Origin of the sequence: Microcoleus sp. BR0-C5 (assembly GCF_036705045.1) — a bacterium.
Classification (GTDB): Bacteria; Cyanobacteriota; Cyanobacteriia; order Cyanobacteriales; family Microcoleaceae; genus Microcoleus.
Window position 1 is genome coordinate 17,219 of the sequence record NZ_JAUBTR010000077.1, and the last position, 14,061, is coordinate 31,279.

The 14,061-nt window shown below is 46.2% G+C and carries 12 protein-coding genes and 2 pseudogenes; 11 read left to right on the top strand and 3 right to left on the bottom strand.

What is annotated here, in order from left to right:
• Window positions 1–104 precede the first annotated feature (104 nt).
• The 3 genes from QUB08_RS26335 (at window position 105) to QUB08_RS26345 (ending at window position 5,355) form a co-directional block, all read left to right on the top strand.
• Window positions 105–4,154, top strand: coding sequence for a hypothetical protein (locus tag QUB08_RS26335; RefSeq protein WP_333228510.1), 4,050 nt, complete (start codon window positions 105–107; stop codon window positions 4,152–4,154).
• Between the two features lie 121 nt (window positions 4,155–4,275).
• Window positions 4,276–4,536: a hypothetical protein gene (locus tag QUB08_RS26340; protein WP_333228512.1), complete on the top strand. Its 261-nt coding sequence runs from the start codon at window positions 4,276–4,278 to the stop codon at window positions 4,534–4,536.
• A gap of 411 nt (window positions 4,537–4,947) precedes the next feature.
• Entirely contained in the window at window positions 4,948–5,355 is a 408-nt protein-coding gene (locus QUB08_RS26345) for a hypothetical protein (protein WP_333228514.1), read from the top strand.
• A 132-nt stretch (window positions 5,356–5,487) separates the two neighbouring features.
• Here QUB08_RS26345 and QUB08_RS26350 read toward each other — a convergent pair whose 3' ends face one another.
• On the bottom strand, window positions 5,488–6,096 hold the full coding sequence (locus QUB08_RS26350; RefSeq protein WP_333228516.1) for a TetR/AcrR family transcriptional regulator: 609 nt from the start codon (window positions 6,094–6,096) through the stop codon (window positions 5,488–5,490).
• A 112-nt stretch (window positions 6,097–6,208) separates the two neighbouring features.
• Between QUB08_RS26350 and QUB08_RS26355 the strand changes: the two are divergent.
• The 6 genes and pseudogenes from QUB08_RS26355 (at window position 6,209) to QUB08_RS26380 (ending at window position 9,789) form a co-directional block, all read left to right on the top strand.
• Window positions 6,209–6,750, top strand: a pseudogene (locus QUB08_RS26355) (SDR family NAD(P)-dependent oxidoreductase).
• The gene (locus QUB08_RS26360; protein ID WP_333228518.1) at window positions 6,641–6,949 is read left to right on the top strand and encodes an SDR family oxidoreductase; all 309 of its coding nucleotides are present in this window, start codon (window positions 6,641–6,643) and stop codon (window positions 6,947–6,949) included. Before QUB08_RS26355 ends, QUB08_RS26360 begins: the two are co-directional and overlap by 110 nt.
• A 54-nt stretch (window positions 6,950–7,003) precedes the next feature.
• The gene (locus tag QUB08_RS26365) at window positions 7,004–7,756 is read left to right on the top strand and encodes an SDR family oxidoreductase (RefSeq protein WP_333228520.1); all 753 of its coding nucleotides are present in this window, start codon (window positions 7,004–7,006) and stop codon (window positions 7,754–7,756) included.
• A 90-nt stretch (window positions 7,757–7,846) separates the two neighbouring features.
• The gene (locus tag QUB08_RS26370) at window positions 7,847–7,993 is read left to right on the top strand and encodes a hypothetical protein (protein WP_333228522.1); all 147 of its coding nucleotides are present in this window, start codon (window positions 7,847–7,849) and stop codon (window positions 7,991–7,993) included.
• 106 nt (window positions 7,994–8,099) lie between these two features.
• A complete protein-coding gene (locus QUB08_RS26375; protein WP_333228524.1) occupies window positions 8,100–8,924 on the top strand; it encodes an alpha/beta hydrolase in 825 nt (274 codons plus the stop codon).
• Window positions 8,925–8,973: 49 nt separating this feature from the next.
• Window positions 8,974–9,789, top strand: coding sequence for a glucose 1-dehydrogenase (locus QUB08_RS26380; RefSeq protein WP_445300956.1), 816 nt, complete (start codon window positions 8,974–8,976; stop codon window positions 9,787–9,789).
• Between the two features lie 205 nt (window positions 9,790–9,994).
• Here the strand turns inward: QUB08_RS26380 and QUB08_RS26385 are convergent, their stop codons facing one another.
• Window positions 9,995–11,257, bottom strand: a complete 1,263-nt coding sequence (locus QUB08_RS26385) for an RNA-guided endonuclease TnpB family protein (protein ID WP_333228528.1) — start codon at window positions 11,255–11,257, stop codon at window positions 9,995–9,997.
• 369 nt (window positions 11,258–11,626) lie between these two features.
• Here QUB08_RS26385 and QUB08_RS26390 point away from each other — a divergent pair, with 369 nt between their 5' ends.
• Together QUB08_RS26390 and QUB08_RS26395 are read left to right on the top strand one after the other, a co-directional pair.
• Window positions 11,627–13,003 carry an FAD-dependent oxidoreductase gene (locus QUB08_RS26390; RefSeq protein WP_333228530.1) on the top strand — a complete coding sequence of 459 codons (1,377 nt, stop codon included), beginning with the start codon at window positions 11,627–11,629 and terminating at the stop codon, window positions 13,001–13,003.
• Between the two features lie 586 nt (window positions 13,004–13,589).
• Window positions 13,590–13,844, top strand: a pseudogene (locus QUB08_RS26395) (DUF4277 domain-containing protein); the annotation flags it as partial.
• A gap of 13 nt (window positions 13,845–13,857) precedes the next feature.
• On the opposite strand, the gene QUB08_RS26400 reads toward QUB08_RS26395, so the two are convergent.
• Window positions 13,858–14,061: transposase (locus tag QUB08_RS26400; RefSeq protein ID WP_333228532.1), on the bottom strand; the 204-nt coding region annotated here is incomplete at its 5' end.

Consider the following 14,061-nt stretch of genomic DNA (forward strand, 5'->3'; position numbering starts at 1 on the left):
GTCATAAATACTTATTGTGCCAATTTCGATGGCGGAATGTTGCCATGCTCGCTCGACATTAATCTAGGCTATAGCTTGAAGGTACCTAGTACAAGTTTAAGCCCATGTCGTCTCCCAAAGATCGATCGAGCAAAATTGAATTGAGCATCTTAGCGTCGCATCCTGAGTTGTTGACAGGTTTAGATGCGTGGCTGCGGCTAGGTTTACTTTCGCCCGCTGAAGTTGAGGAATTGTGCCGACAGTATTTAGTCTGCCCACTCAGAGATCCCGCTGTAGATTTTTCTGAAATTGAAAACCCGCGAGCTCCTATTGCCGAGCCAAAAGTACCTGCCTTATCAACGCAAAAAGCAGTACCTAGCAGCAGAGAAAGCGTTGCTAGACCCACAGAAACTACTCAAACCCCTAATTTTATCGCTCAAATTTTGCACTCGCTAATGGCAGAAATTAGCGTGGTGTGGCTGTTGTTTTTAGGAGTGTTCATGGTAGTTGTCTCCTCTGGAGTCTTAGCTGCCAGTCAGTGGGAAAGATTTCCTGCCGCCGGACAATATGGAGTTTTATTAGCTTATACTTTAACCTTTTGGGCAATTAGCAGTTGGGCAAACAGACAGCAGAATTTGCACTTGACTGCTCAAACTTTGCAAGAAGTGACGCTGTTGCTAGTGCCGATCAATTTTTGGGCAATGGATACTTTTGGATTGTGGCGGTATCCTTGGGATTGGGCGGTAGCAATCGCAGCGGCACTTATTTTGACTTGGATAACGGCCCGGATTATCAAATATCAATATCAAAGCTGTTCAGGAAAAAACATCACTCGATCGATCGCCCTAAATCACTTGGGATTGAGTTATTTGCACTCTTGGTGGGCATTGGCCGGCTTTGCCCTTACTGCGGTTTATGTGGGTACAGTGGGAACTGCTGCTACTACAGTTTATCAAATTCAGCAACAACGATTGCAATCTATCCAAGGTGGGGGAAATACTGAAACATTCCCCGCTGGTTTCAGTTTGAGCAGAGATTTTCTGACTTACAAAAAAGCAGCTTTAGTAGCTTATTCGTTAGGAATTTTACTGGGTCGAGCGATATTTGTCAAGGATGTAAATATCGCTGAAATGGGTTTAGCTTTGGCGATTTGTGGCGTGCTTTTAGCATGGCTGGATTGGCTGCAACCCCGGCAATCTGGGACTATTGAAAACAATATATCCGACCAGCCAAATCCCAGCAACTTTTTTCACTGGCAATTAGCGGGAATGGGTTTGTTGGGTTTGGGATACCTGGTTTGTTTTCGCGACATTCCGCTACAGGCGATCGCAGTTAGCGGATTGGCTGTGTGGTTTTTTTACAACCGTTTAGTGCGGTTTGGGCAAGAGTTTGATTTGCTAATGCTTGAGGCGGTGGGACTTCAGAGTATTTGGCTGTTTTGGCGACTGCTTCCTTTAGGGATTAAAACACAATTGGTTGCATTTTTAACTCAGCTTACAAACTCTCAGGAAAATCCTTGGGCTTTTTGGGGTGTTTTACTGTTGCCTTATTTAATTTTAATGGTAAGTGTGGCGCAGTGGCTCTACCGCAAGCGAAAGTTTCAACTTGCCAGTTTAGGCGAAAACCTTGCTCTCGGTTTGGGGAGTGCTTTAACTATTATTAGTTTTGTCAATCCGTTTTGGCGATCGCTCAATTTATTAGTCTCTACTTTAATTTTAGGTTGGATCACTTGGAAATACGTAATTCCCGACAATTACCGGCGAGTTTCGAGGCCCGCTTCTGCGGCTGAACAACAGGGAAATCCAGCAATTTTGGTTCCGATAACTCACATTATGGGTTTAGGCGCGATCGCTTCGGCAATTGACTTATTTTTCCCAAACCAGACACCCAATATTTGGTCGGCAATATTATTAATTTTTATGGCGAGTGAATGGGTATTTTTTGTCTGGATGAAAGCGGCAAATTCCCAAGAAAACTCTGCCTTTTTACGCTGGCATCCTGCATGGTTTCAAAGTTCCTGGTATCTGGGCTTAGTATTAGCAGGATTCAGCTTTATATTGTTGCAAAATTATTTAATTGCGGGTACTGCCACTTATCGCCCTCAGTGGAGTTTGCTCTGGCTGGCGACTCCTTTGGCTTTGACTGCTGTTGCTAAATATACTGAGAACCCTCACAAACGAGTTGCCAGTACCTTTAGTGCGATCGCCCTAATATTTGCACAAGTTCTAATTTTTATTTTTCCGGGATATCGGTTAATTGGTTTGGGTTTGGCGGCCGGATTAATGTTGGTCAATACTTACTATTTAGTCGAGTTACCAGCGGCTGCGATTGGAGTGGGGTTTGGCTTGAGTTTCGTAGCTGCGGCGATCGATCAATTAGGTTTTGTGTCGGGTTGGGATTGGGGAATTGCCGGGGCGATCGCTCTTTTGTGTCTGTGGTTGCTTCGCAGCATGATTGTTCGTTTTTCCAGCCGTTTGCCTGATTCTTCTCAATTAGCTGAAATTTACGATCGAGCTTTAGATGGGTGGGCAATCTTACTGGCAGGCTTGCTGTTAACAACTATTACTTTTTATTCCTATGAACTCTACGCAGCCAGTAGCTTGACTTTCCCGCCTTCTACTGAAGTTTTGGCTGCTATTTTGGTGATAATGGCTGCGATTATTTTCCGAAGTTTACGCCAACTTTCCCCTCTGGCAATTTATGCCTTGGCTTGGAGTTTGGAGTTGTTGACAGCAGTCGGTTTGAGTTCTGTCGATCGCACTACGATTAATTTAGCAGTTGCTAATATCGCTCTCGGATTGTTTACTCAATTGTTGGGGGATTGGTGGAGGCGCGGCCACCGCGATCCAACAATTTTACCTAGCATTCATTTTATACCTTTGGTTTACGGGGTATTGGGTTTAACCTTCCGATCGCACACTTTGACGAATTGGACTGGTTTAACGGTGTTGGGGGCGTCTTTAATTGCGATCGGCATTGGTAGGCGGGAGCCAGAATTCAAACCTTTGGTTTATTTGGGATTAATTGGCGTGTCCGCTGCTGCTTACGAATCGCTACTATATCAACTTTTTCAAACACCGGGAGGAGCTTTTGGCGACGGTTTAATTGTCCTGGCCACTCTCGGCACAACTTTAACATATATCTATCGCATTTTATCTCCTTGGCTCAGCAATTATTTACATTTAACTAATGCGGAGTTAAAAATATTTGCTCACCTGCACTGGGTTTTGAGCAGTTTGCTGCTGATTTCAGCTTCTGTGAATGATATTAAATCCGGCTTAAGTTTAGGATTAGTCACTGGTGCTTTATTAGTTCAATATGCTTTCTTGCAAGGGCGAAATAATCTCGATCGCCAATCGGCAGAAATTTGGATTTACTTGGGTTGGCTAGAAGCCTTTGGCATCCGGCTTTATTGGATCAATACGCCTTTAGTTAAGTATATTTCCGGGCCGCTGGGGCCTTGGAAAGTTGCCCTCGCTTCTCTATTTGCCTATTTCATTTACATTTTGCCTTGGGACAACTGGGGCTGGTCAAAAAAACCTTGGCAGGTAATTGCTTCGCTGATTCCAATAGTTACTATTTTGGAAAGTCCGGCTAAGTTTTATCCGATTAGCTTGCTGATAGCTGCTACCTTCTATTTTTTCCTGGCTTGGGAAAGGGAGGAAGTCCGTTTTACCTATGTGAGTGTGGCGATAATTGACTGGATAATGCTGCGATGGTTCTGGCAAATAGGATTGACTCAGCCAGAGTTTTATGTTACTCCTTTAGGGCTTTCTTTACTGTACATTACTCAGTTTGATCGCACTCTCAAATTACCAGCCGAAAAACCGCTGCGCCACACTCTGCGAATGCTCGCAACTGCGCTGATTTGCGGGATACCTCTTTTGACTCAGCAAAGCCGCGGTTTAGTTGCGGGAGCTTTTAGTTTGGTGGCTATTGCAGCGGGTTTGTCCCTGCGAGTTCGGGCGTTTTTGTTTGTGGGAACGGGATTTTTTTTAATCAATGTTTTCTATCAGTTGGTGGTTCTGATCTTCGATTATCCGCTGATTAAATGGGCGATTGGTTTGGCTTTTGGGATTGTATTTATCTGGATTGCTGCTACTTTTGAGACTCGGCGCGATCGCATTTCTGCTTTGCTGCAGCATTGGGTTGTGCAATTGCAATCGTGGGATTAGATTCAGTGCTTGTAAGGCGGGCAATGCCTGCCCTACGGAAGCACTACTGTTCGATGTAGTATAATCACATTATTAAACCTGCGGTTGCAGACAAAAAACTTGAATATTCCCGGACGAACCAATGAGTACAACTCAGTTAATCAAACGGTTATTTACAGTAAAAGAATATCATCAGATGATTGAAGCTGGCATCTTGACAAAAGATGATAAAGTTGAATTAATTCGAGGAGAAATTGTTCAAATGGCCGCCGTCGGTAGAAGACATACATCTCATGGCAAGCGTCTGACAGAGTTATTCTATACCCGCTTATTATCGAGAGTAACCATTGGAGTTCAAGATTCGGTAGAATTGGACGATACTAGCCGATTAATGAAGTCATGACTAATTGTTTTTACATGGTCTGCAAAATAGGTGAGCGTGTAGTTAATTTGAGTGCTTAATAAATATTGACAGTAGTTGAATTTTGTGAATCTCATAGTTAGTGTCATTAAAATATTCTGATTATAACTGTTTTAAATTCAAGCAACAAGGTCAAATCTGTCCGATTGTTCAAAACAGTACACTATTTGAATTTGATTTGTTCAGTCATTTATGATCGCCCGCGATCGGGCGAGCGAAAATCAGTACAATGTTTTGCACGCGGGCGAGTAAACTTGTTGTTTAGCAGAACGGGTTACCATGATGGGTCAGGGCGTGAACACCGATCACCATGTGCCAGTTGCGTAAGTCCTGTTCATATTAAATTGGTATAAAAGATGGCATCCAAAGCTACCAAGAGGGCTATTTATGTTCATGACATTGATTTTTGCATTTGTCCTTGGGTTAGTGGCGGGACTACGATCGTTAACAGCCCCGGCTGCTTTATTTCTGGTGCGTGGCGGCACGATCGGGATCGTTCTGGCTGTCCTGGCAGTGGCTGAGCTAATTGCCGATATGCTGCCGCAAATTCCTTCTCGTACCAGTCCCCCTGCGTTGATTGCTCGGATTCTTAGTGGTGGCATTGTGGGATGGTTCATTACCGGAGCAAACAGCAGTTTTGGAGTGGTTGGAGCGCTCTTGGGTGTTGTAGGTGCACTGGTTGGTGCCTATGGTGGTCGGACGGTGCGGATAGCCGCGATTGAGCGGATTGGTGCAGTTCCTGCTGCCCTTGTTGAGGATGTTGTAGCGATCGCTCTAGCTGCCCTTGTCGTTACCCGCTAATGTTACTTCGCGGGTAAGTCCTGTGCTGTCAGGGGAAACGGTGCATCTGAGCCAAAACTCGCGTAGGCGTAGCCAGCATCCGGCATCGCACCCCATCTCTGTGCCGATCTCTTGAGCCTCAATTCCCCCTTCTTATATTGAACAGGCGCGCAAAGCCATCTGAACAACCTCTAGGAGTTCCGCGCGACTAGCTCCACTTGCTGCTTGCACCGACATTCCAAAGTTGACTGTAACGACAAACCTCGCGAGGGCAGCGGGATCGGCGTCAGAGGGCAAGTCACCTTCTAAGACAGCACGCTCGAAGCGATCGCAGATAGCAGCCTCGCTTGATATGCGGCGCTCTGTCAACTCTTGATGGAGTGGATTGTCTGGATCGACACAGGAATGCAGACTTTGTGCGTAGAGACATCCCGATGGGTTGCACGGATTAGTCACTAAATCAACAACGCCAAGCATTATTCGCTCCCTGACTCTCCGGGCAGTTGACTCGGAGAGTGCTTCACGCAGGTAGGCAGTTTGCCGATCGCGATAGCGATCGAGGGCCTTACGGAATAAGTTTTCTTTGTTACCAAAGGTCGCATAGAGACTCGGACGGTTAATGCCCATCGATGAGGTTAAATCTGTCAGGGATGTTCCTAGATAGCCCTTGCGCCAAAATATTTGCAAAGCTTTTTCTAAAGCTTCGTCGATATCAAAAGCGCGAGGTCGTCCCTGCACGCTATGAGGCTTTTTCGTTTCCATACCGTTCAGTATAAAACTTCCTTGACACCCAGATTGAACCAGGGTATATTTTTTGTACCAATCGGTAAGTAAATCACCGATATCGGCAATTACAAGCCCACCGGAGCAAATCATGACAAAAACACTCGCAGGCAAAGCTGCATTGGTTACGGGTGGCTCACGCGGTTTAGGGGCAGCGATCGCCAAACGTCTTGCCCGAGATGGGGCAGCAGTTGCTCTCACCTACAGCAGTTCGCCCCAAAAAGCTGATGAGGTGGTGCGCGACATTGAAGCAGCAGGGGGAAAAGCTTCTACATCCGCGCTGACAGTGCGGATGTAGAAGCAGTGAAACATTCCGTTGCCGAAACCGTAAACGCCTTGGGCCGCCTCGACATCCTAGTTAACAACGCGGGGGTTGCCACTTTAGCTGCGATCGATCAGTTCTCGATGGATGAGTTTGACAGACTTGTAGCAGTGAATGTCAGGGGCGTTTTCGTAGCAACTCAGGAGGCAATTCGCCACATGGGTGAGGGCGGACGAATCATCATGATTGGCAGCATTAATAGTGATTCCACCCCCTTTGCAGGGCTATCGGTCTGCCTTAACCAAGGGGGCGATCGCCAGCTTTACACGCGGTCTTGCCCGCGATCTTGGACCGCGTGGTATCACCGTTAATAACATCCAGCCTGGTCCCATTGATACCGATATGAATCCCGCAGACGGAGACTTTGCCGAGGGACTCAAAAAGCTCATTGCCCTGGGTCGCTACGGACGGGATAACGAGGTCGCTGGCATGGTTTCTTATCTTGCCAGTCCTGAAGCCGCCTTTGTCACTGGCGCAAGCCTCAAGATTGATGGCGGATTTACAGCCTAAACGAGATGTCATCAGACTTGCGATCGCTAAACCTTATTCAAAAAAAACATCATAATGTCACAAAAACTCTCAGGAAAAGTCGCTCTTGTCACTGGTGGCACTAGCGGCATCGGTCTTGCCACTGCCAAGCGATTCGTTGCCGAAGGTGCCTATGTCTTCATTACAGGTCGCCGTCAGGCTGAATTGGATGCCGCCGTGGCAGCAATAGGCAAGAACGTCACGGGCGTTCAGAGCGATGCCTCGAATCTGGCAGACCTCGATCGCCTTTTTGCCACAATCAAGCAAGAGCAAGGTCGCCTGGATGTAATCTTCGCCAACGCTGGCGGTGGAGAACTCGCCCCGCTCGGATCGATCACTGAGGAACACTTTGACAAAACCTTCAACACCAACGTTAAAGGCCTGCTGTTCACCGTGCAGAAGGCTCTGCCGCTGTTGCCAGAAGGTGCTTCAATTATTCTGAATGCCTCGATCACTTCCATCAAGGGTACTCCAGCGTTTAGCGTTTACAGTGCCACCAAAGCCGCCGTGCGATCGTTTGCCCGCAACTGGACACTTGACCTCAAAGAGCGCAAGATTCGCGTCAATGCCATCAGTCCTGGTGTTGTGCCTACTCCCGGATACAATCTCATGGGGCTGAGCGAAGAACAGGTACAGGGTTTTGTGGCAACACAGGTCAACACAATCCCGCTGGGACGAGTGGGTACACCGGATGAAATTGCTAAAGCGGTCGTTTTCCTCGCATCCGATGACAGCAGCTTTGTGAACGGCATCGAACTCTTTGTCGATGGAGGCATGGCACAGATATAAAGCAACAAAACTGCAACTCAAGGAAATCAAGGTGATGTCTCCAATCTCATAGATATCGAGCGCTATCTACACCACAATTCAGTAAGAAAGATGACGGCAGCTATATCACTGACATTGAAATGTTTGTTGATGGGGGTGTCGCACAAATCTGAAGGGGGCGATCGCGTGGTTGATGAAATTATCAGCGCAGGCGGTAAGGCGATCGCAGTCGGCACCATTCCAGGCAATGCCAAATGACGATGTGCTAACTCAATCCAAACCCTACCTCAATGAGCAGAGAGTTTTGAACTTGGAGTGTGACAATGTTATGGAAGCAAACTATTCCCAATTACATAGGAACCCCATGAGCACAATCACTACTAAGGATGGTACGCAAATTTACTACAAAGACTGGGGTACAGGACAACCCGTTGTCTTTAGTCACGGTTGGCCGTTGAGTGCGGATGCTTGGGAATCGCAGATGTTTTTTCTCGCCTCACACGGCTATCGCTGCATCGCCCACGATCGTCGGGGTCATGGGCGATCGAGCCAACCCTGGCACGGCAATGAAATGGACACCTACGCTGACGATCTGGCGGAGCTCTTTGAGGCGCTGGATCTAAAGGATGCGGTGACGATCGGACACTCTACCGGCGGTGGCGAAGTGGCGCGGTTTATTGGGCGGCACGGAACATCACGGGTTACCAAGGCAGTGCTAATGGGCGCAGTGCCGCCGATCATGGTCAAGACGGAGGCTAATCCGGGGGGGCTGCCCATTGAGGTTTTTGACGGCTTTCGGGCGGCGTTTTTAGCTGACCGATCGCAGTTCTTCCTCGATGTGGCCAGTGGCCCGTTTTTCGGCTTCAATCGACCCGGTGCCAAAGTCTCCCAAGGTGCGATCCAGTCGTGGTGGATGCAGGGCATGATGGCTGGACACAAGAACGCATTTGACTGCATTAAGGCGTTTTCGGAAACAGATTTCACCGAGGATTTGAAAAAGTTCGACATTCCAACGCTGATTATTCACGGTGATGACGATCAGATTGTACCGATTGGTGCTTCTGCCCTGTTGTCTGCGAAGCTGGTCAAGAATTCGACTTTGAAGATATATCCCGGCGGATCGCATAGCCTGGGCGACACGAGTAAAGACCAACTCAACGCCGACCTGCTGGAATTCCTCAAGTCCTGACGCGGATGCGCGGATGTGATATCTCACTGTTAAAAATCCGAACGGGTGCATTCTCGTAGGTTCGCAACCGTTTCGGACAGCTTGTTCAAACTCAACAATCACAACACTTATAACGATGAAAAAACTAGAAGGAAAAATCGCAGTCGTCACAGGTGCGTCTAAAGGTATTGGTGCCGCGATCGCCAAACATCTGGCAGCCGAAGGTGCAGCAGTTGTCGTTAACTATTCATCAAGCAAAGAAGGAGCCGATCGCGTGGTTGATGAGATTGTTAGTGCGGGCGGTAAGGCGATCGCAGTACAAGCAAATGTTGCCAAAAAAGCAGAGATTGAACATCTTTTTTCAGAGACACAGAAAGCCTTCGGCAAGCTAGATATCTTGGTCAATAATGCTGGCATTTATGAATTTTCCCCACTTGAAGGCATTACGGAAGAACACTTCCACAAGCAATTTGACCTCAATGTGCTGGGATTGCTCCTCACCTCACAACAAGGTGTAAAGCACTTCGGGCCAGAGGGAGGCAGCATTATCAATATCAGTTCGATCGTCAGCACTCTTACGCCCCCGAACGGCTCGGTCTATAGCGCTACCAAAGCGGCAGTCGATGCCATCACGAAATCGCTTGCCAAAGAACTCGGTTCACGCCACATCCGCGTCAATTCCATCAATCCTGGGATGGTGGAAACGGAAGGTACGCATACAGCGGGAATTGCTGAGAGCGAAGGTCGCAAACAGACTGAAGCGCAAACTCCGCTGGGTCGAATTGGACAGCCGCAGGACATTGCACCTGCCGTTGTTTTCCTTGCCTCCTCTGATTCAGGATGGATTACTGGCGAAACTCTGTATATCACGGGTGGTCTTCGCTAGCTTTGACAGCGTTACATTTTTCTCCATACGAAGTACAGCGCCAAGATAAAGCATCCTAACCGCAGTCGGCACCATTCCATGCCAGCATTGCTGAAAAGGTAATGATTTAGCTATTTCAAAAGCAAATTCCTACGTAATAAAATCATTACTTTTCAGCAATGCCGAATGAGGATGTGATAACTTAATCCAAACCGTTCCGTTAAACCTACCCATAGCTACCCAAGTCTAGACTTAACTGGACATGGGTAACTATAGTGTTAACTTCCTGTTTCACAGTAGCGACAACATGACTGCTGTCGGGCTTGTCTACTCCGCAGGCTGACACGGTGGAACTCACCGCCAATTCCGAACGCTCTGGTACAAAAATACCTTCAAACCAACGTTCTATATTTCTCGCTGCATTTTCGTCACGGTCTTGAACATTTCCACAGTTAGGGCATTCAAAGACTCGGACTTTCAATGGCATCTTGTGCCGATGATTGCAGCAACTTGAGCAGATTTGACTGCTGGGAAAAAATCTATCTACAAGCGTCAATTTAGAGCTAAACTTTTGAGTTTTGTATTCGAGTTGACGCTTGAATTCATACATTCCGCAGTCAGCAATCGCACCAGCAAGTTTGTGATTCTTGAGAAATGCCTTAATATTTAAGTCCTCGATCTTAATCTCGCCGTGGTTTTTGGCGAGATAAGTTGTCAGCTTGTGAATGGCATCTTTTCGGATATTTGCTACTTTAGCATAAAGCTTGCTCAGTTTCTTAATCGCTTTGGTGCGATTCTTGGAGCCTTTGACTTTACGACTTACATCCCGCTGTTTTCGCTTAAGCTTTTTATTCATCCGTCGGTAAGCTTTGGGATTCGCAAAGACTTTGCCATTTCGAGAGCAGACAGCAAGTTCTTTGATACCGATATCGACACCAACAGCCGGACGACTTATTGCAACTTCTGGCAATTCAAATTCGTATTTGATAGCAATAAACCACCTATTTGCGGTGCGACTAATTACACAATTGTGAACGGCTGTCAGCGGTAATGCTTCGGCAAGTTTTACCCATCCGATAGATGGCAATTTGACTCGCTTGCCATCGTTGTTAATTCCTGGTTTTGCTTTGGTTCCTGATTCTAGATAAAAGGAATCTCTTTGTCCCTTTTTCTTGAATTTTGGTTGCTTAGATATTTTCTTGAAGCACTTGTCCCAAGATTGACGCAAGTCTCCTAATGCTTTTTGTGGGACGTTTTTATTGGTTTCATAGTACCAGTTATTAACTGATTTTACTTCGGCAACCAACAGTTTGTGTAAGTCAATGGCTGATGGTATTTTGAGTGTTTTGTCGAATTCGCGTTTTTTGAGTAAATCTTGAATCAGGGCGTTCCCCCAGTTGTAACTATGTCTGGCAATGCCTGATGCTTTTTTGAAAGCTGTAATTTGCTTGTTGTTCGGGATTAATGCCGTTCGGAAACTTAAAAGCATTGATTCGACCTTTCAATCTGTGCTAAAAGTAGATTAACCTACATACACAGGTGGTGTCAATGCCTTTTCAAAAACACAATACATACGGCGCTCTCAAGCGACTTTCAAAGGCGACAGACAAGGCGGTTATTGCGTTTAAGGGGTAGGTCGGACAGAAAGAAAAACTCAAAGCTATCCCTGATTGGCAAGAAAGGCTGAGATTGTTTGTTGACCAATTAATTGAGGAAGATGGACAAACTGGGTAGTTTTGGGTAAATATGGGTAAAAATTAACTTTCAGTACACAACCCTATCTCAACGAGCAGAGAGTTTTGAACTTGGAGTGTGAAAGTGTTATGAAAGTAAACTATCCCCAAGGAGTTTAGCGCTAATGGAAATAGCAGATGTCATTGTAATAGGAAGTGGTCAAGGTGGCATTCCACTGGCGACTGATTTTGCCAATGAGGGGCGCAAGGTTGTCTTGTTTGAGCGGGATGCTTTAGGCGGTAGTTGCATTAACTATGGCTGCACTCCGTCCAAAGCGTTTTTAGCAGCGGCTCATGCAGCAGGTAGGGCACGCCAAGCGAAGAAATTAGGCATCCACGCGGAGGTTGAAGTGGATTTTCCCGCTGTTATGGAGCGAGTTCGGGGAATCCGCAGCGACTTTAATCAAGGGATTCGCAAGCGATTGGAGACTGGATGTGTCAAAGTGATTTGTGCTGAAGCTTCTTTTGTGGGTGAACGGACGGTCAAAGGTGGAGATGTCACCGTTCAGGCTCCTCTAGTAATTATTAACACGGGTACGTCATCGCTGATTCCTGAGATTCCCGGTCTTTCAGGAACTCCCTACCTGACCAACCGCAATTTCTTTGACTTGAGCACTAAACCCGCCCGTTTATTGGTGATTGGAGGGGGCTATATTGGCTTGGAATTAGGGCAGGGATTGGCGCGTTTGGGCAGTCAGACTCACTTAATTGTGCGGGGCTCACGCCTTTTAGATCGAGAAGAAGCTGATGTCAGCGATGTCTTAGCAGAAGCATTCAAGCAGGATGGAATTGAACTCCATTTTGGGGTGAATGTAAATCAGGTTGTCTATGAGAATCATGTATTTAGTCTAACCCTGAGCAGTGGCGGACAACTTCAGGGAGAAGCTTTGTTAGTTGCGATCGGACGGAAACCTAATACAGGTGCATTAAATGCTGCCGCTAGCGGGATTGAGTTAGATGCTCAAGGGTTTGTCAAAATTGATGACCAGTTTCATACAACCTGTGCTGGTGTTTATGCGATCGGAGATGTTGCTAAACAGCCCGCTTTTACCCATGTGTCGTGGGAAGACTATCGCCGCTTAAAAGCTATTTTGTGTGGAGAAAACCGGACGCGGGACGATCGCTCTCTTGGCTATGCGGTATACACAGAACCCCAGGTAGGGCGAGTGGGGATGACGTTAGAACAGGCTCAGAAACAAGGCATCAACGCGCGTGTGGTTACATTACCTATGAGCCAAATTGCGCGTGCGATCGAGTGGGGGCATGACCTGGGATTTTATCGCATGGTAATCGACAGCGACACAGACAAAATCCTGGGAGCAACCTTAGTGGGATACGAAACTGCTGAACTGGTTCATGTATTTTTATCCCTGATGGAGGCGGGAGCAACCTGGCAGTTGTTAGAGCGATCGGTTCACATCCATCCCACCTATGGTGAAGCTTTACCAAGTCTGGCACGGTTGCTGCTTGAAGATAATATGCCTGGGTGTCCAAATATCTGAAACAGATGATTTGTCGATGGTCTTAAACACTTCTTTTTGAAAAAGGCAGTAGATGTTATGGAACTTAAAGGCTTCTATCTCAAAGTTGTTGAACTTGAGTAGTTTACCACAAAAAATTTCCTCCCTATAGTCTATATTTGTGAAAGCCACTGGTTGTTGTATTTGAATTTTGGTTTCCGTTTGCGAGTGTGTTGGCGCGATATTTTCTGGCTTCAATGGCATATTACTTTCGTAGAAAATAGGGGGTTTCGATTGCTCAGAACTGCTGAAAGCGCTATCGACAATTTGTTTAAACTGTTCAAGAGTATTTTTTCCGAGTGTTTCAATTAGGGCTTTAGCTTGGGGTCGGGTTTGGGCTTGAAGCGGCCAGTATAAATAGACCATTTCGAGAGGGATGGGATGAATGGTACGTATTTGATCGAGTTTGCCGTTGGGGGCTTGCTTTAGACCCCACATTCCGCAGATATTCAGACAAATTTAATGAGTTTAAATTTGGAGGCATGAAACCCTGAAATAAATACCTAGAAAAAATTTCAAGTTTTGCTAAGATTAGATAATAGAGTCAGCAACACAGGTGTAAAAAATCATGAATCAGCCCCAAAACGAAATTCAAGTCCTCAACATAGACCATTTAGGAATAATAGCCGGAATTATCGATGAAATGGAACTGGTAGAATTAGTGAATCAACAAGTGGGTATCAAGGAAAAAGAGATGCTCACTCCCGGACAAATAATGAAAGCGATGATTTTGAATGGATTAGGTTTTTTGAGCGCCCCCTTATACCTATTTGAACACTTTTTTATCGGCAAAGCAACAGAACATCTCATTGGAGAAGGAGTAAGCTGTTGCACATTTAAACTGTGATACAAGCATTGCCCTTATTTTTGATCTTGCGACCCCATTTAATTATTAATGGCCCTTCGTTTAAGAGGCGGTGCAATAAATACTCTAGCTTTTCAATAGATGTAAAAAGTCGATTTGCAATATATTCTTTTGCCGAATGCCATACTAATTCAATTAAGTTATAGTCGGGGCTGTATTCGGGGAGGAATTCTAA

Excerpts from the sequence above, each read along its gene's own strand:
- QUB08_RS26340 (WP_333228512.1), top strand. The coding sequence starts at position 4,276 with ATGAGTACAACTCAGTTAATCAAACGGTTATTTACAGTAAAAGAATAT.
- QUB08_RS26335 (WP_333228510.1), top strand. The coding sequence starts at position 105 with ATGTCGTCTCCCAAAGATCGATCGAGCAAAATTGAATTGAGCATCTTA.
- QUB08_RS26370 (WP_333228522.1), top strand. The coding sequence starts at position 7,847 with ATGACGGCAGCTATATCACTGACATTGAAATGTTTGTTGATGGGGGTG.
- QUB08_RS26365 (WP_333228520.1), top strand. The coding sequence starts at position 7,004 with ATGTCACAAAAACTCTCAGGAAAAGTCGCTCTTGTCACTGGTGGCACT.
- QUB08_RS26350 (WP_333228516.1), bottom strand. The coding sequence starts at position 6,096 with ATGGAAACGAAAAAGCCTCATAGCGTGCAGGGACGACCTCGCGCTTTT.
- QUB08_RS26385 (WP_333228528.1), bottom strand. The coding sequence starts at position 11,257 with ATGCTTTTAAGTTTCCGAACGGCATTAATCCCGAACAACAAGCAAATT.
- QUB08_RS26375 (WP_333228524.1), top strand. The coding sequence starts at position 8,100 with ATGAGCACAATCACTACTAAGGATGGTACGCAAATTTACTACAAAGAC.
- QUB08_RS26390 (WP_333228530.1), top strand. The coding sequence starts at position 11,627 with ATGGAAATAGCAGATGTCATTGTAATAGGAAGTGGTCAAGGTGGCATT.
- QUB08_RS26345 (WP_333228514.1), top strand. The coding sequence starts at position 4,948 with ATGACATTGATTTTTGCATTTGTCCTTGGGTTAGTGGCGGGACTACGA.